The sequence below is a fragment of the Streptococcus halitosis genome (assembly GCF_027691175.1).
GTDB lineage: Bacteria > Bacillota > Bacilli > Lactobacillales > Streptococcaceae > Streptococcus > Streptococcus halitosis_A.
In genome coordinates, this window is sequence record NZ_JAQFBD010000001.1 from 1 (window position 1) to 20,690 (window position 20,690).

A 20,690-nucleotide genomic window follows, 5' to 3' on the forward strand; every position below is an offset into this window, starting at 1 on the left:
TTTCAACTCTTTCTATTATACCTACTTTTCCTACTTTGTCAAGATCTTTTTTCAGTGAAGTTGATTTTTTCTTTTCTTCACTAACTTAACAACTGCTTCTGTCCGTGCAGTGTGGGGAAACATATCAACTGACTGGATATACTGGAGATCATAGACTTTTACCAGTTTAACTAAATCTCGTGCCAAGGTCGAAACATTGCAGGATACATAGACCATCTTTTCTGGAACATAGGTCAGAATGGTATCCAATAGCTTATCATCTAAGCCTGTACGAGGAGGGTCGACTATCAGGGCATCTGCTCGGTAGCCATCACATTAGAACATAAAAAGAGAGGTCGAACCTCTCTAAATTTATTTTTCTTCACTCATTTTTGATTTTACTTCATCATAAGATAGTGCATGAGATTCCTCTTCTACTGTCTCAGGCATTTTTCCTGTTTCATAAAGAGATTTAATCTGTGTACTATCCAATGTTTCGTATTTCAATAACGCTTCTGCAATCAACTTATGAGTTTCACGATTTGATTGGATAATTTCAGCAGCTTTGTTTCGTGCCTCATTTAATAATGAACGAACTTCCTCATCAATCTCATAGGCTGTTTGTTCTGAAATTGATTTTTGAGGACTTTGTGCACCAAACATAGCATGGTTACCTTCGTATTGAACTGGGCCAAGTTTTTCACTCATACCGTATTCAGTGACCATTGCACGAGCCATCTGTGTAGCTTGTTCAAAGTCATTTGAAGCTCCTGTCGTTTGGACATTAAAGATAATCTCTTCAGCTACACGACCACCCAGCAAACCTGCCAATTGCTCTTTCATGTCTTCTTTAGATAGAAGCATTTGATCCTCTTTCGGAAGTGCAATCATGTAACCACCTGCACGTCCACGTGGTACGATGGTAACTTTATGAACAACACGGGCATTTGACAGTACTAAACCAACAATGGTATGTCCAGCCTCATGATAAGCAACCAATTCACGTTCTCTTTGTGATACTGTTTTATCCTTCTTAGATGGTCCAGCAATCACTCTGTCCTCTGCCTCATCAATATCTGAAGCATCAATGATTGATTTGTTGCGACGGGCTGCAACCAAGGCTGCCTCGTTTAGAACATTTTCTAAGTCAGCTCCCACAAAGCCAGGGGTTTGTTGGGCAACTAGTTTCAAATCAACATCGTCTGCCAGAGGTTTATTTTTAGCGTGAACTTTCAAGATTGCTTCACGACCTTTAACATCAGGGCGACCAACCAAGACTTTTCTATCGAAACGTCCTGGGCGGAGAAGAGCTGGATCAAGAACATCTGAACGGTTCGTCGCAGCGATAACGATGATTCCTTCATTTCCCTCAAAACCATCCATCTCAATCAAGAGTTGGTTCAAGGTTTGTTCACGTTCATCATTTCCTCCACCAAGACCAACACCACGTTGGCGACCAACAGCATCAATTTCATCGATAAAGATGATGGCTGGCGCTGCTTTTTTTGCATCCTCAAAAAGAGAACGAACGCGGCTTGCACCAACTCCGACAAACATTTCTACAAAGTCAGAACCTGAAATACTAAAGAATGGAACTCCTGCTTCTCCAGCAACCGCCTTAGCAAGTAATGTCTTACCTGTTCCCGGAGGTCCCTCCAAAAGAACACCCGCAGGAATGCGCGCACCAAGTTTTGTAAATCGTTTTGGATCTTTTAGGAATTCAACAACTTCGACTAATTCTTGTTTTTCTTCCTCAGCACCTGCAACATCTGAGAATCGTACCTTGATATCTTCTTTGTTAGCAGCTTTAGCCTTGCTACGTCCAAAACTCATTGGATTTCTACTATTATTTCCTCCCATATTTCCCATCATAGAGAATAGGAAGAAGAAGAGAATAGCAAATGGCACAACAGACACAAGGATATTGATCCACATACCACTTGAACTCTCATGTTTGACTGTAACCTCAGCCTGATGTTCAGAAGCAAGTTTTTGCAATTCTGAAACTGTTGAATCAGACGGAAGAATAGTACTTGAGAATCTTTCTACTGTTGTAGCTGTAGGAGTAAAAAATTGAATTCCTGTTTCTTCTTTACTAGTCTTAGGATTTTTATAAACACCAGACACTTCAATGATGCTACCATTTGGCTGATAGGTTAATTCTTTTACATTGTCTGCTGTAATTTCTTTTACCAATTCTGTATAGTTAATTTTTTCGCTTCGTCCAGCAGTATTTCCAGAGTAAAAATACTGAAATCCTGTCACAAGGAAGAAGATAATTAACAAGTAGAGAAATGGATTTCTAACTAAACCGTTATTTTGTTTTTTCATTAAAGATAGATCTTTCTAATTTGAATAAACTTCTTCTTTCAATACTCCGACATAAGGAAGGTTACGATAATTTTCTTTATAATCTAGACCATAACCTACTACAAACTCATTTGGAATAGTAAAGCAAGTATAATCCGCTTCAATTTCAACAACGCGTCCCTCTGGTTTGTCCAACAAAGTCGCGATTTTAACAGAAGCTGCTTCTCTTGCAATAAACATATCTCGCAAATTCTTCAAGGTTTGACCTGTATCGATGATATCCTCTACAAATAAAACATGTCTTCCTTTGATATCTTGAGTCACGTCTTGCTTGATATTGATGACACCACTACTTGCTGTTCCACCATGGTAACTAGATACCATCATGAAGTCCATCTCAATATGCGTATCAATATGTTTGACCAATTCAGCCATAAAAGGAATCGATCCTTTCAAAATTCCAATAAGAATTGGATTTTTCCCCTCATATTCTTTTGTTAGTTGCGCACCTAGCTTTTTAGCTGCTTCTGTAATTTCATCATGTGAAACGAGGATTTTTTTAATATCGTGTTCTAACATCTTTTTACCTATCTATTTTTTCTATATAAATTACAGTGTTCATTATATCATTTTTCGTGTTTTTACTCAAATCACTGGTCGCAATTCCTAAAATTGAGACAATTTCTCCAAATTGCTCAATAATAGGGGTTGTTTTTCGTTTTTCAATGGGGATTTTCAAATCTATAAATAAGCGTCTCAATTTCTTTCGATGACCATTCAGGATAAGAACATCGCCAGGTTTTCGACATCTAATATGTACAGATGTTTCCCGTGAAACCGTTACTTTTTGAATAAAATCCCCTTCAATAGGAATGCCAAAGGAAAATAAATAGCCCATATATCGAACTTGATTTTGATAGTGTAACACAAGTTCATCTTCCTTTTCATCGGCCTGTGGACTGATTTTGCAAACTCGAAAATTCTGATACTCTTTTATCAATTCATAGCCATTTTTAAGAGAATGACGATACTGGCTTTTCCTTGCTAAAATCTGTCGAACTTCAGAAAACTGAGCCTTTGTCAGATTTAAGTCTGGAAATTGATTAAGATAGTTCTGGAGCAAGATTCCTTGAGTTTGTTGAGAGTATGAAAATAGCTCATTCAAATCTTCCACATCAATTTGTTTCGAAAGCTCCGTTATTGTTGCTTGGTAATCTGAAATTTCCCTTCCTAAATCTAAAAGGGCGGATTTAAGACGAGGATTTTCTTTTTCAAGCTCTGGTATATACCTATTCCGAATGCGATTGCGAAAATAGGTATTTTCCTGATTTGTTTGATCTTCAAAATGAAAAATTGGTGGAAAATCCTTTTTATGAAAAGGTAACAAGGGACGGATGATTTCAATATCATCAACTACTTGACCTTCTTTTATTCCTGTTAAATGACGTAGCCGACTTCCTCGAATCAAGCGCATCAAAATCGTTTCAACTTGATCATCTGCATGGTGGGCAGTAACCAAGGCGGTCGCTCCAACCTCTTTCATGATTTTCCTAAAAAAATCATAACGAAACTCTCGAGCACGCGCTTCTGAAAAGTCTCCTGAAAAGCTTGTGATATAAATAGGAAGTCCAGCTTCATCAGCTAACTTCCTTAGTTCATTTTCCTCCCAGTCAGACTCCCTTCTCTGCTTGTGATTGACATGTGCTACAATCAGCTCAATTTCTAACTCATTTTGATAAGTAGACAATAGATGGAATAAAAACATTGAATCCAGTCCGCCAGACAAAGCTAACACGACTTTCGAATGTTTTTTGAAATACTCTTTTCGGAGAAAATGATTTAAAAAATCCTGTTCCCTCATTTTAAAACCTCATAGACATCCTTAGCTATCTTAGCAATAGTGTCATAATCAGAATTTTTAGTGAAAATAGAAAGAACGAAAGGAGAATCCGTATAAACAATGGCAGTGTCATGTTTATACTCGTCGGCATCTCCAATTTTATGAGCTACCTTAACCGAAACACCTTTTGCGATTCGTTGGTTGTCAAAATCGGTCTTACCTAGAGACTCTAGAACAAAACCATTCTGATTATAAATAGCTTCCATGACCTTTCCAGCCATTTTTGAAGAAGTCAATTTATCATTCACATCCCAATCTTCACCCATAATGGTGGACATTTTTTCTTTGAAAGCCCCGTCAGATTGATTGGTCACGTAATAACCTAAAATATTATGAGCAACATTATCAGACTCTTTTGTTACCTTGGTAATTAACTGTTGAAGACTGTATTCTTTGTTATCTTCTTTTTTAGGCAAGCTACCACTACCCTCTGGTTTATAGGACCCAGGGAAACTATTTACTTCTGGGACATACTTAAAGCTACTATCTAGCGTATACTTTCCTTGATTTATCTTATCTTGAGCATAATAAAGGTAGGCTAGTTTCAAGATGCTAGCTGCATAAAGTTTGCTGTCTTCATTCACACCAGCCTCTTTACCCGTACTCAGTTGTTTAACATAAATAGAATAATTTTCATTCTGATAGTTGTTTGATAAGATTTCTTGAACCTTTTGGATGCGATTGTCTTCTTCTGAGACGAACTCTTTTGATACCCACCCAACTTGATCAATATGAAGAAATTCTTGTCCCTCAGCAAAGAGGGTTCTGTCCACTGTTACGCGTTGATAGGGAGAGAGGGATGAAGAAATTTCTTTAGCATCATAAGGACTATTATAAATAACAACCCCCGGCTCCAACCATACCTGTCTAGTTTGAATTTCAACTTGACTTTGATCATAGACCAAACGCTTATCTGCAATAATAAACTGATGATTGTCTAATTTAAAAACAGGAATACCTTGTCTATTCAAACGCCATTCTATTATTTTAAAGGCGTTTTCAGGAGTCAATTTACCAGACTCCTTAACAAGATCCTCATTAGCATAGACGGCTGTTTCTCCATAAACCATTGGAGATTCAAGAGTTTCCTTATAGTAGAATCCATAATCAGACTCGGTTAGATAATAAATTTCTTGTGAAGAGTAAGGAAGCTGTTTTTCTGTGCTAACTGCTCTTGAAGTTATAATAAAAGCAGGTAGCAATAAAACTACTAAGAACTTACGCATTCTTCTCTTCCCTTTCTTCTTGTAATCGTAATAAATGGTTTTTAGCTGCCAATTCCTCTAATTTTTCATCTGATAAACTTAAAAATTGCTCAACAACCTCTAATAAATTTTCCATGACATTACCTCGGAAGCAAATCAGGAATTGTGTAAATTGCTTCTCGTTTCTTTGAGTAATAGTACTTTGCGCGTGCATATTTTGCTACATAGTCTTCATCTTTCAACTTTGTAGCAAAAGCGGATTCCTTATCCTTTTCATCACTAAGAGTTTGGTATTGTTCTTTCAACTCTGTCAATTGCTGACGGCGTTGCAGTAACTGATCATAGCTTTGGGCCAAGTTATAAGTTGGTAAAATAAACAACAAAATCATCAAAATAAGGACCCAACCCATAAAACGATTTCGTTTTTGTCTCTCCTTCATCAGGTAACGACGACGTTGATGTTCATTTTGAATAAAAGAATTATTCATCTGTACAATATTTTTAGACATTTTCTTCTACCCGTGTTTCACTGAGAATTTCATACATGCCTGCTGCATCTTCTTTTTTTGTACTATCTTTCATCTCTAGTACTTTAACAAGCAACAACTTATTTCCAAATCGAATTTCAACTTGGTCATCAACTTTCAAATCCGTTGAACTTTTGGCCAAGATTCCATTCACCTTGATTCTACCTTTATCTGCTACTTCTTTTGCGACTGTGCGGCGCTTAATAATTCGTGATACTTTTAAATACTTGTCTAATCTCATTTTTATTACCTCAAATTATTATTGTACCATTTTTATCCTTTTTATAGAAGAAAAATGTCATATGAGATTTGCTTCCTTTGATTCTTTTATCTCTAATAAACTTTCTCCAAAAATCAGCAGACCTTCTAAAATTTCATAATTTTTCTTGTTCCGGACATCAAATACGACTTCCATTACTCCCTTATTCTCAGCTATAGTTGCTTTTAAGTTCGTTGCGGATAAGGCTTTAAAATAATCTTGAGCCAAGAACAGTCGTTGAGTGACTTTTTCAAATTGAACTGTAATCTTATTTTCTTTTCTCTCTACACGTTCTACAAAGACCTTGTCAAAATATGACTTAACCAAACCAATCTCTAAAAGATAGGCTACTACATCTGGGTATTCTCCAAAGCGATCCATCAATTCTTCTTGTAGTTCTTCATAGTTGACACGATTGTCAATTTGACGAATTTTCTTGTAAATTTCAATCTTATGTCGTTGATCAGAAATATAAGTGTCAGGAAGATAGGCGTCGATTTGTAAAATCAACTCAGCATTTCCTTTGGTTCTTGTGTTTCCATTGCCATTCCGTTTAGCAATAGCTTCCTCTAGTAACTGCGAATACAATTCAAAACCAACAGAATCAATGAAACCAGACTGCGATTTTCCTAGGAGATTTCCTGCTCCACGAATCGAAAGATCTCGCATCGCAATCTTAAATCCTGAGCCCAATTCTGTAAATCCCTTAATCGCTTCTAATCTCTTCTCAGAGACATCACTGATTGATTTTTCTGGACGATACATGAGATAGGCATAAGCAATACGATTGCTACGACCAACTCTTCCCCTTAATTGATACAAGGTTGACAAGCCCATATGGTCCGCATTTTCAATAAATAAGGTATTGGCGTTCGGAATGTCAACTCCTGTTTCAATAATAGTAGTCGTCACCAAAATATCATACTGACCTTCAATAAAGTCCAATAAAGTGTTTTCTAACTGAATTTCACTCATTTGTCCATGAACATACCCAATCGAAGCCTCTGGAATCAACTCCTGTAATTCTGAAACCTTCTGGTCAATCGTGTCAACTTTGTTGTAAAGATAGTAAACTTGACCTCCACGCTCCATTTCACGCAAGACAGCATCACGAATCACACTATCATTCTTTTCCAAAACATAGGTTTGCACTGGATAACGATTGGTCGGAGGTGTTTCAATAACAGATAAATCTCGGATTCCCAACATAGACATATGAAGAGTACGAGGTATTGGAGTAGCTGTCAAGGTTAGGACATCCACTTGTTTCTTCAGTTCTTTCAATGTTTCCTTATGCTTAACACCAAATCGTTGCTCTTCATCAATAATCATCAAGCCTAAATCTGAAAATACCACATCTTTTGACAAAACACGATGCGTTCCAATCAAAATATCGACTTGACCATTCTTTAATTTTTCAAGTGTCTCTGCCTGCTCTTTTTTACTTCTAAAGCGACTCAACACATCAATATTAACAGCAAAATTTTGGAATCGTTCCTTAAAATTCGTATAGTGCTGTTGCGCTAAAACCGTCGTTGGAACTAGAACGACCACCTGTTTGTGATCATTGACTGCCTTAAAAGCAGCACGCATTGCAACCTCAGTCTTCCCAAAACCAACATCCCCAACTAAAAGTCGATCCATGGGATGAGAATCCTGCATATCTCTCTTAATTTCCTCAATACTACGAAGTTGATCATCCGTTTCAACATAAGGGAAAGCATCATCAAAAGCATGTTGCTCATCATCATCAGTTGAAAAAGCAAAGCCTTTCAATTGACTGCGTTCAGAATAGAGTTTGATTAAATCGTCAGCTATATCCTCCACCTGGCTCTTAACTTTTTGCTTGGCTTTTTTAAAATGACCATCATTTAATTTATTAAGTTTTGGAGGTTTCCCATCACTTGAAACATATTTAGACAGTAACTGAATCTGCTCTACTGGGATGGAGATTTGGTCACCATTTTGATACTGTACACTGACATAATCACGGTGAATGCCTTGGATTTCAATTGTTTCGATTCCTAGATATTGACCAATTCCATGGATATGGTGAACAACATAGTCCCCTTTTTCAAGTTCATTATAATCTTTTAATCGCTCTGCGTTTGAAGCATGTTGTCTTCGAAAACGACGTTTTAATTTCTTTTGAAAAATCTCATGTTCAGTAATCAAGAGAATTTTTTCATCTACAAAATGAAAACCATGTCTTAGATTACCCTCAATCAAGTTTACAGATTCTTTACAGATACTTGACTTATCTCTGGAATCCAATTTGATCTGATATTCCTCTAAAACATCCTCCAACGTCTTACTTCCCATTGAATTGCTAGACTGCAAAATAATAGTGTAGTCCATTTTTTTGTATCGCTCAATTTCTTCTTTAAGAAAAGAAAACTGATTGAAGAATTCTTGCATGGGGTATTGATTAAATTGATAAATGTGATCAAACTTAAGATTTCCTAAGCCCTTTTGCAGATTGGAGAAAAAGGTAACTGGACTTTGTCTTTTATAGGTTTGCTCTGTATCTGCAAAATACTGCATCCCAGAAAATGATTTACCATTCTGTAAATCTTCTGTAAAGTATTGTGCTAATTCTCTTTCAAAGGATTCATACTGATTCATCAATTTTTGATAGTCATCAAAGAATACTGGTGTATCTTTTTCAATATAATCAAATACAGTCCATGTTTTATCGTAACATAAGGACAAAAACTTTCGACTATCTGAATGTACTTGTTTTTGATGAAAACTTGACAAAATTTCTTCTAGATAGGATTTCAAAATCGGCGATAGAGTCTTCGAAATTTGCTTTTCTAAAGCTGACTGACCTCGTTGATAATCCTTTTCTCTCAAAAGCATATCACTAGCTGGAAAGATAGTGAGGTTTGTCTGATTTTCTTTCGATAATTGTGTTTCAACTTCAAAAGTCCTAATTCCATCTACTTCATCACCAAAAAACTCAATTCGAAAAGGTTCTAACTGAGACATCTCAAAAATATCTAAAATATCTCCTCGAATACTAAACTCCCCTTGGGTCTGTACTTGTGTAACTTTTCGATAACCGATTACCTTTAATTTGTGAAGAAGGTCATGTTGATCATATTCTTCACCAACTGCAATTTTTATAATACTTTCTTTAAATCTAGTCGGAGAGGGTAAAATCAACCGACTCGCTGCGATATTACAAACTAAAATCCCTTTCTTAGACGGATCACTCAAAAAACGCAAGGCCTCAACCCGCGAAATGATTTTTTCTTGTGAAGACATCAAAAACTCTACCATAGGAGAGTCATCGACCAAAAATGGATAGACAAACTCCTCTCCTAAGAGAGAAAGAAGATCACTGATAATTCGTTCTGCTTCTCCATAAGTTGAAGTCAGTAACACAATCTTATTTTCTTTTTCTAGACTGCTTGCAATTGCAAGAGCCTTGGTAGAAGTTGATAAACCAAGTATTAGTTGTCTTTTCTTATCTATCAGATTTTGATGCCATTTTTTTATCTGATCATTTTCTGAGAATAAATCTAATAAAGTCACCATTTAGCCGTTATACCTCTGCATTGTTTTCTCAAAGTTTTTCTCTTGTAAATAGTAGTTTACAGCATCGTCAACCTTGTCAATAGACTGTAAAATACCCACATAGTCATCCTGATCAAACTTACTTAAAACATGGTGAACCACTGACATGCCTTTTTTAGGTCTTCCAATACCTATTTTAACACGGTTAAATACTTGGGTTCCAATATGTTGAATAATAGACTTGATACCATTATGACCACCTGCTGAACCCTTTGCTCTTAAACGAATTTTCCCAACTTCCATGTCAAGATCATCGTAAATAACGAGTAAATCTTCAATATCCAAACCATAGTAAGTCAATAAAGCATGAACAGCTTTCCCGCTTTCATTCATAAAGGTCGTTGGTTTGACCAGATAAATTTTTTCTCCATTGAAGAAAAAAGAAGCTAGGTCAGCTTGAAATATCTTGTCGTGTGTAAAGGTGACATTTTGTTTTTTAGCTAGTTGGTCAATCAACATAAAGCCAACATTGTGTTTGGTTTCAAAATATTTATCCCCTGGATTTCCCAATCCTACAAGTAATTTGGTCATTTATTTTTCCTTTCAAAAACCAAAAGGGTTGGAATTTTTTTCCAACCTAATTGACACTATTTATAAAATGTTATTAAACGTTAAAGCGGAATTCCATGATATCGCCATCTTGAACGATATATTCTTTTCCTTCTTCACGCAAACGCCCAGCTTCTTTTACAGCCTTTTCAGATCCATATTTCACTAGATCCTCATATGACATTGTTACTGCACGAATAAACCCTTTTTCAAAGTCTGAGTGGATAATACCAGCTGCTTGAGGAGCTTTCATCCCTCGCTTAAAGGTCCAAGCACGGACTTCTTTTTCACCAGCTGTGAAGTAAGTTCCAAGCCCAAGCAAGTGATAAGCTGCACGAGTCAACTTGTCAACGCCTGATTCAGTCAAACCAAGTGCTTCAAGAAACTCTTGCTTATCCTCATCGTCTAACTCAGAAATTTCTTCCTCAGCACGCGCGGAAATAACTACTACTTCAGCATTCTCTGTCGCTGCGAATTCACGAATTTGCTTCACATATTCGATAGAATCTGGATCTGAAACTACATCCTCATCCACATTAGCAACATAAAGAACTGGTTTAGTGGTCAAAAGGAAGAGACCTTTGACAACTTTTTGTTCTTCATCTGTGAATTCGATGGTGCGAGCTGATTTTCCATCCTCAAGGACTGGTTTAATTTTTTGAAGAACGTTAAACTCTGCTACTGATTCTTTATCTTTTTGCGTACGTGCCATCTTTTCTACACGCGCATAGCGCTTATTGACTGATTCTAAATCAGCAAGAATCAACTCTAGGTTAATGGTATCAATATCTGCAAGTGGATCCACAAAGGCGTCTTCACGTCCTTGCTCGCGCATAACATTTTCATCATCAAAAGCACGAACTACATGAACAATCGCGTCTACTTCACGAATATTGGCCAAGAATTTATTTCCTAGACCTTCGCCTTTTGATGCTCCTTTTACAATCCCTGCAATATCTGTAAATTCAAATGTTGTTGGAACTGTCTTTTTAGGAGTAATCATTTCCGTTAGTTTTTGTAGGCGTTCATCTGGAACTTCCACCATCCCAACGTTTGGATCAATAGTCGCAAATGGGTAGTTTGCCGCCTCTGCTCCTGCTTTTGTAATTGCATTAAAAAGGGTTGATTTACCAACGTTTGGCAAACCAACGATACCTGCTGTTAAAGCCATAGTTTCTCATTCTCCGTTCTCATTTCAATCCCTAACATTATAACACAAAAAGGGAAAACTTGCTAACCCTCTAACTAAGGGTTCTTAGTCAACAATCTTATTCATTTTTCGTTCAAAATCATAGCGACTCATCATAACAAGATGGTCACAATTGCTACATTTGATTTTGATATCTGCCCCTACACGTGTAATTTCCCAACGATTGGCCTTTTTACCTGTTGACTTGATGGTGCAAGCATGTGGTTTTTTCATTTCAACAAAATTTCCAACTTGATACATACTATTCTCCTTTTCTTTTTCGATTATATCATAAAAGAGGCGAGCCAGGCTCAACCTCTTTTACTTAATTTGTACGAACTGGTGTAATGAGCTGCATGAAATCTTCGTCAGTATCTGCTGGCACAAGAGTAAATGGACGAACAGCTGAGATAAAGCTAATAGTTACCTTTTCGCTATTTAAAGCCTTGAGGGAATCAATCAAGTAAGTTGGGTTAAAACTAATAGTTAAATCATCCCCAGTCACATGCTCCGTATCGATTTCTTCGTTTACTTTACCAACTTCTGGAGAGTGAACATGGGCACTAACAACCCCACCTTTAATTTCAAGCTTCACAGTACCGTTTTGAGTCGCACTTGATAAGAGACGTGCACGTTCCATAGATTGACGTAAATTAACAACATCAAAAGTAATTGTAGTGTTAAAGTCTGTTGGAATCAAGCGATCTGTATCAGGATAATTACCTTCTAGGAGACGAGTGTAGAAGCTAATATTTTCGCTTCTAAAGAGGATTTGATTATTTGCAAAGAAAATCTCTACAGTTTCAATATCATCTGTAAATACCGCTGAAAATTCGCGTAGAGAACGACTAGGAATTACCACATCGAAATCATCTCCATTTTTTTCAAGAGTCAATTTCTTCTGGCTAAGTCGGTGTGAGTCTGTCGCAACTGTTTTTAGTTCTTTGTGTTGGCTCAATACGAAGTGAACACCTGTTAAGATGGGACGACTTTCTTGCGTACTCGCAGCAAAAGCTGTTTCATTGATAATTTTCTTGAGTAGTTTGGTTTCAAGAACCAAAGGAGTGCTTGCTGAAATTTCTTGGATTCGTGGGTACTGTTCGCTATCTTTTCCTTTTAGGGTAATTTCTGATTTGCCGCTGGTTAAAACAATTTGATTTTGTTCAATTTCTTTAAAATCAAGAGTCACATCAGGTAGACTAGATACAACATTGATAAAGAAAGAAGCTTCAAGAAGAATCGAACCCAAAGAAGTAATCAAGAGACCAGCATCTTCATTCTTTTGAGAAATGAAATTCTCAATAGAAATTTGACCGTTTGATCCAATTAAAGTAATTCCTTCATTGGTAACGTCAATTTTGATTGTTGATAAAATTGGAATAGCATTTTTAGAGCTTATTGCTCGTTTTGTAGTATTTAAGGCCTGTAGAAATAAATTTTTATTAATTGAAAAATGAATCATGGATTCTCCTTTATTTATTTTTAGTATTAGAAAGTTAATAGTAATAATAGAGTGTGTGAATTCTGTGGAAAACTGAGTGCTATTTAGTAAACTTAAGCTTCTAAGCTTGTTTAAAAAATGTGGATAAAAAAGATAAGAAAGGAAAACTTATCCACAAGCTACTTAATTTTCTTTTTGATTGCTTCTATTTCTAAACGTAAATTATCGTCTTCGTCAATCAATGATTTAATTTTAGCATGGGCATGAATAACGGTGGTGTGATCCTTTCCGCCAAATTCTTTTCCGATTTTTGGAAGACTGTTATCTGTCAGTTCTCTAGCTAGGTACATGGCAACTTGACGTGCTAAAACGATGTTCTGAACTCGTCTCGTCCCCTTCATTTCTTTGACACTCACTCCATAAAAATTACCAACTTCAGTTTGGATTTTCTCAATTGGAATAACAAGTATCTGGCGAGCGTCTTGCTTACGTGCTCTAATAGCTTCCGCAGCAATATCAATAGTAATATCCTTAATCTTCTTCACTCTGGCAATTAAAGTGATATCGTTGATTGCTCCTTCTAATTCTCGAACATTTGAATCAAATTGGCCAGCCAAGTACTCTAGAGTATCACTTTGGAAATGGTAATCCAAGTGCTCTGTTTTACTTTGAAGAATGGCGATACGTGTCTCAAAGTCAGGAGGGGTGATATTTTGCGTCAATCCCCAGCTAAAGCGTGTAACAAGTCTTTCCTCAAGGCCTTCTAGGTGTTTAGGACTTCGATCACTGGTTAGGACAATCTGTTTCTGTTTATCATGAAGAGCATTGAAGGTATTGAAAAATTCTTCCTGGGTCGCGACTTTTTTGCCACTGAGAGATTGGATATCATCGATCAACAAGAGATCAAGGCTACGGTAGGTCTTTTTGAACTTTTCCATTTCCCCAAGTCGCAAGTGTTCAAGAAAGTCATTGATAAAGCTTTCGGCAGGAATGTACTTGACACGCGCATCAGGAATATTTTTCAAAATCTCATTTCCAATCGCATTGAGCAAGTGAGTCTTTCCAAGACCAGGCCCTCCATAGATAAAAAGAGGATTGTAGGTTAGAGCTAAATCTTCTGATACAGCTAACGCAGCAGACACCGCCCAAACATTCCCATCACCTTGAATAAAGTTATCAAAGGTATATTTTTCTTTTAATCCTGTTTCAGAATAAGGAATCGTTGGTAGTGCAGGTGTGTAATTGTAAGTAGAGACACTATTCGTATCATTTACTTGAGGAGATTCTGTGCTCTGAGGTTTAGTGAAAATATAGTGAGGTTTGATTTCAGAATCATAAATTTCAAAACCAGCAGCAATGATAATATCTTTTAATTGCTTTTCCCACACCATTTCCATCTCTGATCTCGGTAGAAATATAGTAGCTGTGTTTTCTTCTACTTTGATGAGTTCAGCAGGTGTAGCATAGAAATCATACATAGATCGAGTCAATCTTTCTTGAGCAAATTCTAAAATACGATTCCAAAATTGCTTTTCTTTCAACTATTTTTCCTCCTTTACTATGATTTTAGTAGTTTAGTGCTAGACTTATTTTACCATAGATAGTAGGATTTTTCCACAGATTGTGGAAAAGAATCCACAATGTTAGTAGTATTTATCCACAGGTTGGGGATAAATAGCTTTTTCCTTGATTTAGTAGGGTTTTTGATAAAAAAATTAGTGGATAAATTTGTGGGTTAAGAAAATAAAAGAACAGCCTTATTTCAGGCTGTTAATAATTCTATCGTATTCTTCTTGACTTGAAAAAGAGATGACAATCTTTCCAGTATCTTTTTTAGAAAGTTTAATTTCTACACTTAAACCTAGTAGTTTTTTTAATTTATCTTCTTCATCTTTGATGAAAGAATCACTTTTTTTTTGCTTCTTGTGTTTTTTTTCTGTCAGTAGTGCTTCCAACTTTCTCACAGAGATGTCTTCATTTTTAATTAGTTGAAAGAAATGGTCTTGCTGCTCTTTGTCCAAACCAACTAGGGAACGTGCATGCGCTTGAGAAATTTTTCCATTTTCTACTTCAGTTAAGATATATTCTGGTAGGGAAAGTAAACGAATAAAATTAGTGATATAAGGACGAGATTTCCCCATTTTATCCGCTATTTCAGTGTGAGTAAATCCTTTCTCTACTAAAGATTCATAGGCGCGTGCTTCTTCAACAGGATTTAAATTTTCTCTCTGCAAATTCTCAATGATTGATTGAACCATCATTTCCTGATCTGAGAGGTGCTTTACAACGGCTGGGATAGAGGTCAGACCAGCCAAGAGAGAAGCTCGATATCGTCTCTCTCCTGCAAGGATTTCATAACCAATTACAGGAGATTGACGAACGATGATTGGTTGGATGAGCCCATTTTCTTTGATTGACTGAGCCAATTCCTTTAATTTTTCTACATCAAATTCTTTCCGAGGTTGGTAAGGATTTTTTTGTATTTCAGAGATAGAAATCATTTCAAATTTTTCCATGATTCTACACTAACATATCTTTTACTTTCTGTAAAGTTTTCTTTACACTGATGTCAATTAACGTTCCAAATCACCAGAATTCTTATCTAGTTTTATAGAGGTTGTTTCCTCCTTACCATTACGGTAGTAGGTTATTTTGATAGTGTCTCCAATAGCATGGTTGTAAAGAGCATGTTGTAAGTCTGTTGATGAAGTAATTTCTTTGTCGTCAACTTTAGTAATGACATCGTATTTTTGAAGATGTCCATTTGCAGGCATATTACTTTGAACAGATCGAACAACTACACCTGAAGTGAGGCCACTTGGAATGTTTAGTTTTCTAAGATCATTAGCTCCAACGTTGGACAGATTGCCCATTTGGATTCCAAGAGCAGGACGAGTCACTTTACCATCACTTTCAAGCTGTTTAATGATATTTTGTACATCGTTTGAAGGAATTGCAAAACCAAGACCTTCTACAGATGTTCCACCATTACTTGCAATCTTACTTGATGTAATACCAATTACTTGTCCTTGAATATTTACAAGAGGACCACCAGAGTTACCAGGGTTAATGGCCGTATCTGTTTGAATGGCTTTTGTTGAAATAGCTTGACCATCTTCAGATTTTAGAGAAACATTCCGATTAAGACTTGAGATGATTCCCTGTGTAACTGTATTAGCATATTCTGAACCTAAAGGACTACCGATAGCAATCGCTGTTTCTCCAACGTTAAGTTGGCTTGAATCACCAAATTCTGCCACTGTTGTAACTTTTTCTGAAGAAATTTTTACGACAGCAATATCAGAGAAGGTATCCGATCCAATAATTTCACCAGGGACTTTTGTACCATCAGCTAAACGGATATCGACTTTTGAAGCTCCGTTAATAACGTGAGTATTTGTTACAATATAAGCATCATTTTCGTTCTTTTTATAGATGACACCTGATCCTTCACTTGCAATCTGTTGATTATCCGTATCAGAATTTGATTCTTCGGTTCCAAATACACTACTTTGTTTATTAGCAGAGTAAGTAATGACTGATACAACAGCATCCTTAATTTTATTCACTGCTTGAGTAGTTGAGTTTTCATTCTTGTATGATGTTTGAGTTACAGTGCCAGAATTATTATTTGTAGCTTGATTTCCTTGTTTTTGATAAAGTTGTAATGTTACAAAACTTCCTAGTGCACCACTCAAAAATCCTATTAGAATAATTACAAGAAAAGTAACTCCTTTTTTGTAAAATTTTTGTAAGTGTTTCATAAACGCCTCCGTTTGCTATTGTTTGTCAAGATTATAAACCTATTAACTTAATCTAAGCTTAAAAGTTTTACACAAGTTGTGGATAACTCACATTATTCTGTGAATTTAATAGTATTTTTGGATGATTTTCATGTGTATAAGATGTGAAATGAAGTGTGGATATGATAGAATAGAAGAATGAAAATAAAAGTTGTAACAGTAGGAAAACTGAAAGAGAAATACTTAAAAGATGGCATTGCTGAGTATACCAAACGAATTTCACGTTTCGCCAAATTAGAAATGATTGAACTTGCTGATGAGAAAACACCTGACAAAGCCAGTAAATTAGAAAATCAAAAAATCTTGGGAACAGAAGGTGAAAGAATTCTTTCTAAGGTTGGAGAAAGGGACTTTGTCGTTGTACTAGCCATTGAAGGAAAAACACTCTCCTCAGAGGAATTTAGTAAGCAACTAGAGCAGGCTTCTATCAAAGGCTACTCAACTCTTACTTTTATCATTGGAGGAAGTTTGGGTCTAGCTCCTGTTGTAAAAAATAGGGCCAATCTTTCTATCAGTTTTGGACGTCTGACATTACCACATCAGTTAATGAGATTGGTTTTAGTTGAACAAATTTACCGTGCTTTTACGATTCAGCAGGGTTCTCCTTACCACAAATAGAAGATTGACTTAGCTCTTGTTTTTTGATAGAATGGTCATGTTAGGTCTCATAGCTCAGCTGGATAGAGCATTCGCCTTCTAAGCGAACGGTCGCAGGTTCGAATCCTGCTGGGATCAATTTTAGATGCGAAGCTGGGATGAGTCCCAGCTTTTTTCTTAAAAAAGTGCGTTTCAGGTGCAAAAATGTACAGTTGGGAAAAATTTTTTCTTATATGGTCTTCATTTTGTATAATAGGTTTGTAAGTTAACTTACAAGAAAAAAATAATACAGGAGATTTCATTATGAAAAATACAGTAAAATTGGAACAATTTAAAGAGGTAACAGAGGCAGAATTGCAGGAGATTCGAGGTGGAGAAATTAGAAAGGAAAATAATTTTTTATTTTATTTTTTTAAAAGAAAGTAAAGGGAGAAAAGAATGGATTTTTTCGCAATAATAAGCGTTATATTACATATTTTTATTACTAGTAAAAGTTATAATTTGATTTGTAATACAACTAGAAAAGAACAATACTTCTTTATTTTTTATACAGTAATAGTAGAATTTGTAGTTGAATTTTTCTTCTATTCTATATATTTAAGTGGACTAGGGATTGAAAAATTTTTATATCCATTTATTTTATACGCTTATTTTATATGGTTTAAAAAGTTTGATAAGTATAGGGGAGTATTCCTAAGTTTCCTGCTTTCTCTCTTATATCACAGTACTCATACTTTTATAGCTGTAACCCTATCCTCGATAACAGGTGATGAGCTTGCATTACACTATGAAAGTATATTCTTTCTAGTAGTATTGTTGTTGACCTATTTTGTTATTTTAAAAACAATTCGTTATTTTCATTTAAAAATAAAATATTTTGATAAAGATTACCTCTACCCTTTTTTAAAAAAAGTGATAGTTGCTTTTTTTGGATTGCATATCTTATTGTTTGTTTCAGATATAGTAAGTACTATTCATCACTTAAATAGTTTTGGAAGTATTTTATCAACCATTGTTTTTATCTGTCTGCTATTAGTTTTCTTTGCAATGAATTCTTATAAGGTTCAAATTGAAAAAGAGATTGCCCTAAAGCAGAAGAAATTTGAACAAAAGTATTTACAAACTTATACAGATGAGATTGTAGGTTTGTATAATGAGATTCGAGGTTTTCGTCATGACTATGCAGGTATGCTTGTCAGCATGCAAATGGCGATTGACAGCGGAGATTTACACGAAATTGACAGGATTTACAACGAGGTCTTAGTAAAAGCAAATCAGAAATTGAGGTCAGACAAATATACTTACTTTGATTTAAACAACATAGAAGATTCGGCTTTACGAAGTTTAATTGCTCAATCGATTGTATATGCACGAAATAATGATGTAGAGTTTACATTGGAAGTAAAAGATGTCATTACTAGATTGTCAATGGATTTACTTGATCTTGTTCGCATCATGAGCATTCTATTAAATAATGCTGTTGAAGGTGCCGCAGATAGTTACTTGAAACAAATGGAAGTTGCAGTCATTAAAATGGATTTTGAAACAGTTATAGTTATCCAGAATTCATGTAAAATCACTATGACGCCTTCAGAGGACCTATTTGCCTTAGGTTTCTCTACCAAGGGAAGAAATAGAGGTCTAGGACTTAATAATGTCAAAGAGATTTTAGATAAGTATGACAATATTATTTTAGAAACTGAGATGGAAGATAACACATTTAGACAAATTATTAGATTTAAGAGGGAATTTGAATGAAAGTATTAATTTTAGAAGATGTTATTGAACATCAAGTGAGACTAGAGAGAATATTAAATGAAATCTCGGAAGAATCGAATATTCCTATTTCATATAAGACAACAGGAAAAGTTCGTGAGTTTAAGGAATATATCGAAAATGATGAAGTAAACCAGCTTTATTTCCTAGATATCGATATTCATGGAATTGAGAAAAAGGGATTTGAAGTGGCTCAGTTTATTCGTCATCACAATCCTTATGCTATTATTGTCTTTATTACTAGTCGATCTGAATTTGCTACTTTAACTTATAAGTATCAGGTATCAGCTTTAGATTTTGTAGATAAGGACATCAATGATGAATTGTTCAAAAAACGTATCGAGCAGAGTATTTTTTACACTAAGAGCATGCTGCTTGAAAACGAAGATGTTGTAGACTATTTTGATTACAACTATAAAGGAAATGATTTGAAAATTCCTTACCATGACATTTTGTATATCGAAACCACAGGAGTTTCTCATAAACTTCGGATTATTGGTAAGAATTTTGCCAAAGAGTTTTATGGAACTATGACAGATATTCAGGAAAAGGATAAACATACCCAGCGATTTTATTGTTCCCATAAATCTTTCCTTGTCAATGTGGGAAATGTGAGAGAAATTGATCGAAAGAATTTAGAAGTTGTTTTTTATGAAGATCATCGTTGTCCCATTACCCGTTTGAAAGTTCGTAAACTAAAAGATATTCTAGAGAAAAAATCTAAAAAGTGATTGACAATCAGTAAGAAATTGATATAATGGTTATATCTGCTACAGATAGATGGTCCGTTGGTCAAGGGGTTAAGACACCGCCTTTTCACGGCGGTAACACGGGTTCGAATCCCGTACGGACTATATTATCCGCCATAGCTCAGTTGGTAGTAGCGCATGACTGTTAATCATGATGTCGTAGGTTCGAGTCCTACTGGCGGAGTCAAATAAAAAAAGAACACCAGATGGTGTTCTTTTTTGTTCTTAGTTGGCATCACCTAGCATTTTCATAAGGAAGTCTGTCATTTCTTGCGGACTTTCTTTTTTTCCACGAGCAATCCAAGTTTGACAAACTCCAAATAGGGCATTTGTCAGATAAATGCTGCTATATTCTAATTCAATTGAATTTAGTTGTAGTTGCATAAAGCGCTTCTGAAGATCTGTGCTCAGCATGATATGAAGCTTATTTCTTAAGAAATTTTGGATCTCTTTGGTACCATTTTCAGATAAAAGAGCAGCTAATAATGGTTCAGATTCTAAATAGTCAAATACTTCTAAAATGGCATCTTTTTTATGATGAGCATGTTTTTGGAAGATATACTCAAATGTATGAAATAACTTACTTTGATAGTGTTCAATCATATCATACTTATCCTTGTAATGGGTATAGAAGCTAGAACGACTAATTCCAGCTTTTTCTGCTAATTTAATTGTAGTAATTTGATCGAAGGGGTGATCCATCAATAATTGAACCATGGCATTTTCAATATTTCTCTTTGTTTTTAATCGTTTGTTACTTTCTTTCATAGTTTCTCCTTTTGAACAATTTAGACTATATGTCTAAAAAAATATTTTTTATCTTG

20 protein-coding genes, 3 tRNA genes and 1 pseudogene are annotated in these 20,690 nt (G+C 35.5%); 7 read left to right on the top strand and 17 right to left on the bottom strand.

The window, feature by feature from the left end:
- Positions 1-51 precede the first annotated feature (51 nt).
- The 16 genes and pseudogenes from PG086_RS00005 to PG086_RS00080 form a co-directional block, all read right to left on the bottom strand.
- A pseudogene (locus PG086_RS00005) lies at positions 52-312 on the bottom strand (23S rRNA (uracil-5-)-methyltransferase RumA); the annotation flags it as partial.
- 39 nt (positions 313-351) lie between these two features.
- Positions 352-2,310, bottom strand: coding sequence for an ATP-dependent zinc metalloprotease FtsH (gene ftsH, locus PG086_RS00010; protein ID WP_270747071.1), 1,959 nt, complete (start codon positions 2,308-2,310; stop codon positions 352-354).
- Positions 2,311-2,325: 15 nt separating this feature from the next.
- Complete coding sequence (gene hpt, locus PG086_RS00015; protein ID WP_000889402.1) at positions 2,326-2,868, bottom strand: hypoxanthine phosphoribosyltransferase; 543 nt, start codon at positions 2,866-2,868, stop codon at positions 2,326-2,328.
- A 4-nt stretch (positions 2,869-2,872) separates the two neighbouring features.
- Complete coding sequence (gene tilS / locus PG086_RS00020; RefSeq protein WP_270747072.1) at positions 2,873-4,150, bottom strand: tRNA lysidine(34) synthetase TilS; 1,278 nt, start codon at positions 4,148-4,150, stop codon at positions 2,873-2,875.
- Entirely contained in the window at positions 4,147-5,415 is a 1,269-nt protein-coding gene (locus tag PG086_RS00025; protein WP_033605780.1) for a serine hydrolase, read from the bottom strand. Before PG086_RS00025 ends, tilS begins: the two co-directional genes overlap by 4 nt.
- Entirely contained in the window at positions 5,408-5,530 is a 123-nt protein-coding gene (locus tag PG086_RS00030; protein ID WP_000429343.1) for an SP_0009 family protein, read from the bottom strand. The genes PG086_RS00025 and PG086_RS00030 overlap by 8 nt, the downstream gene beginning before the upstream one ends.
- A 4-nt stretch (positions 5,531-5,534) precedes the next feature.
- Positions 5,535-5,903, bottom strand: coding sequence for a septum formation initiator family protein (locus PG086_RS00035; protein WP_000041923.1), 369 nt, complete (start codon positions 5,901-5,903; stop codon positions 5,535-5,537).
- Complete coding sequence (locus PG086_RS00040) at positions 5,896-6,162, bottom strand: RNA-binding S4 domain-containing protein (RefSeq protein ID WP_001234975.1); 267 nt, start codon at positions 6,160-6,162, stop codon at positions 5,896-5,898. Before PG086_RS00040 ends, PG086_RS00035 begins: the two co-directional genes overlap by 8 nt.
- Positions 6,163-6,219: 57 nt before the next feature.
- A complete protein-coding gene (gene mfd / locus PG086_RS00045) occupies positions 6,220-9,723 on the bottom strand; it encodes a transcription-repair coupling factor (protein ID WP_057488937.1) in 3,504 nt (1,167 codons plus the stop codon).
- Entirely contained in the window at positions 9,724-10,293 is a 570-nt protein-coding gene (gene pth / locus PG086_RS00050) for an aminoacyl-tRNA hydrolase (RefSeq protein WP_000163921.1), read from the bottom strand.
- A gap of 73 nt (positions 10,294-10,366) precedes the next feature.
- Entirely contained in the window at positions 10,367-11,482 is a 1,116-nt protein-coding gene (gene ychF, locus PG086_RS00055; RefSeq protein WP_001218702.1) for a redox-regulated ATPase YchF, read from the bottom strand.
- A gap of 84 nt (positions 11,483-11,566) precedes the next feature.
- Positions 11,567-11,761, bottom strand: a complete 195-nt coding sequence (locus tag PG086_RS00060) for a DUF951 domain-containing protein (RefSeq protein WP_057488938.1) — start codon at positions 11,759-11,761, stop codon at positions 11,567-11,569.
- A 64-nt stretch (positions 11,762-11,825) separates the two neighbouring features.
- Positions 11,826-12,962, bottom strand: coding sequence for a DNA polymerase III subunit beta (gene dnaN / locus PG086_RS00065; RefSeq protein WP_057488939.1), 1,137 nt, complete (start codon positions 12,960-12,962; stop codon positions 11,826-11,828).
- Positions 12,963-13,120: 158 nt separating this feature from the next.
- Positions 13,121-14,419, bottom strand: a complete 1,299-nt coding sequence (gene dnaA, locus PG086_RS00070; RefSeq protein ID WP_394334473.1) for a chromosomal replication initiator protein DnaA — start codon at positions 14,417-14,419, stop codon at positions 13,121-13,123.
- Between the two features lie 279 nt (positions 14,420-14,698).
- Complete coding sequence (locus PG086_RS00075; RefSeq protein ID WP_057488941.1) at positions 14,699-15,457, bottom strand: ParB/RepB/Spo0J family partition protein; 759 nt, start codon at positions 15,455-15,457, stop codon at positions 14,699-14,701.
- Between the two features lie 57 nt (positions 15,458-15,514).
- Positions 15,515-16,705 carry a S1C family serine protease gene (locus PG086_RS00080; RefSeq protein ID WP_270747077.1) on the bottom strand — a complete coding sequence of 397 codons (1,191 nt, stop codon included), beginning with the start codon at positions 16,703-16,705 and terminating at the stop codon, positions 15,515-15,517.
- 177 nt (positions 16,706-16,882) lie between these two features.
- Between PG086_RS00080 and rlmH the strand changes: the two genes are divergently transcribed.
- From rlmH to PG086_RS00115, 7 genes are all read left to right on the top strand, one after another.
- The gene (gene rlmH, locus PG086_RS00085; RefSeq protein WP_057488942.1) at positions 16,883-17,362 is read left to right on the top strand and encodes a 23S rRNA (pseudouridine(1915)-N(3))-methyltransferase RlmH; all 480 of its coding nucleotides are present in this window, start codon (positions 16,883-16,885) and stop codon (positions 17,360-17,362) included.
- Between the two features lie 43 nt (positions 17,363-17,405).
- Positions 17,406-17,479, top strand: a tRNA-Arg gene (locus PG086_RS00090).
- A 165-nt stretch (positions 17,480-17,644) separates the two neighbouring features.
- A complete protein-coding gene (gene comC, locus PG086_RS00095) occupies positions 17,645-17,767 on the top strand; it encodes a competence-stimulating peptide ComC (protein WP_007520968.1) in 123 nt (40 codons plus the stop codon).
- Between the two features lie 12 nt (positions 17,768-17,779).
- Complete coding sequence (gene comD, locus PG086_RS00100) at positions 17,780-19,099, top strand: competence system sensor histidine kinase ComD (protein WP_057488943.1); 1,320 nt, start codon at positions 17,780-17,782, stop codon at positions 19,097-19,099.
- Positions 19,096-19,848: a competence system response regulator transcription factor ComE gene (gene comE / locus PG086_RS00105; protein ID WP_000866079.1), complete on the top strand. Its 753-nt coding sequence runs from the start codon at positions 19,096-19,098 to the stop codon at positions 19,846-19,848. The genes comD and comE overlap by 4 nt, the downstream gene beginning before the upstream one ends.
- A gap of 51 nt (positions 19,849-19,899) precedes the next feature.
- Positions 19,900-19,971: transfer RNA gene (locus tag PG086_RS00110), tRNA-Glu, on the top strand.
- A gap of 5 nt (positions 19,972-19,976) precedes the next feature.
- A tRNA-Asn gene (locus PG086_RS00115) sits at positions 19,977-20,050 on the top strand.
- A gap of 41 nt (positions 20,051-20,091) precedes the next feature.
- Here PG086_RS00115 and PG086_RS00120 read toward each other — a convergent pair.
- Complete coding sequence (locus PG086_RS00120) at positions 20,092-20,634, bottom strand: TetR/AcrR family transcriptional regulator (protein ID WP_000665084.1); 543 nt, start codon at positions 20,632-20,634, stop codon at positions 20,092-20,094.
- Between the last annotated feature and the right edge of the window lie 56 nt (positions 20,635-20,690).

Bases quoted from the DNA above. Each gene is read 5' to 3' on its own strand.
- ftsH (WP_270747071.1), bottom strand. From the start codon at position 2,310: ATGAAAAAACAAAATAACGGTTTAGTTAGAAATCCATTTCTCTACTTG.
- hpt (WP_000889402.1), bottom strand. From the start codon at position 2,868: ATGTTAGAACACGATATTAAAAAAATCCTCGTTTCACATGATGAAATT.
- tilS (WP_270747072.1), bottom strand. From the start codon at position 4,150: ATGAGGGAACAGGATTTTTTAAATCATTTTCTCCGAAAAGAGTATTTC.
- PG086_RS00025 (WP_033605780.1), bottom strand. From the start codon at position 5,415: ATGCGTAAGTTCTTAGTAGTTTTATTGCTACCTGCTTTTATTATAACT.
- PG086_RS00030 (WP_000429343.1), bottom strand. From the start codon at position 5,530: ATGGAAAATTTATTAGAGGTTGTTGAGCAATTTTTAAGTTTATCAGAT.
- PG086_RS00035 (WP_000041923.1), bottom strand. From the start codon at position 5,903: ATGTCTAAAAATATTGTACAGATGAATAATTCTTTTATTCAAAATGAA.
- PG086_RS00040 (WP_001234975.1), bottom strand. From the start codon at position 6,162: ATGAGATTAGACAAGTATTTAAAAGTATCACGAATTATTAAGCGCCGC.
- mfd (WP_057488937.1), bottom strand. From the start codon at position 9,723: ATGGTGACTTTATTAGATTTATTCTCAGAAAATGATCAGATAAAAAAA.
- pth (WP_000163921.1), bottom strand. From the start codon at position 10,293: ATGACCAAATTACTTGTAGGATTGGGAAATCCAGGGGATAAATATTTT.
- ychF (WP_001218702.1), bottom strand. From the start codon at position 11,482: ATGGCTTTAACAGCAGGTATCGTTGGTTTGCCAAACGTTGGTAAATCA.
- PG086_RS00060 (WP_057488938.1), bottom strand. From the start codon at position 11,761: ATGTATCAAGTTGGAAATTTTGTTGAAATGAAAAAACCACATGCTTGC.
- dnaN (WP_057488939.1), bottom strand. From the start codon at position 12,962: ATGATTCATTTTTCAATTAATAAAAATTTATTTCTACAGGCCTTAAAT.
- dnaA (WP_394334473.1), bottom strand. From the start codon at position 14,419: ATGTATGATTTCTATGCTACACCTGCTGAACTCATCAAAGTAGAAGAA.
- PG086_RS00075 (WP_057488941.1), bottom strand. From the start codon at position 15,457: ATGGAAAAATTTGAAATGATTTCTATCTCTGAAATACAAAAAAATCCT.
- PG086_RS00080 (WP_270747077.1), bottom strand. From the start codon at position 16,705: ATGAAACACTTACAAAAATTTTACAAAAAAGGAGTTACTTTTCTTGTA.
- rlmH (WP_057488942.1), top strand. From the start codon at position 16,883: ATGAAAATAAAAGTTGTAACAGTAGGAAAACTGAAAGAGAAATACTTA.
- comC (WP_007520968.1), top strand. From the start codon at position 17,645: ATGAAAAATACAGTAAAATTGGAACAATTTAAAGAGGTAACAGAGGCA.
- comD (WP_057488943.1), top strand. From the start codon at position 17,780: ATGGATTTTTTCGCAATAATAAGCGTTATATTACATATTTTTATTACT.
- comE (WP_000866079.1), top strand. From the start codon at position 19,096: ATGAAAGTATTAATTTTAGAAGATGTTATTGAACATCAAGTGAGACTA.
- PG086_RS00120 (WP_000665084.1), bottom strand. From the start codon at position 20,634: ATGAAAGAAAGTAACAAACGATTAAAAACAAAGAGAAATATTGAAAAT.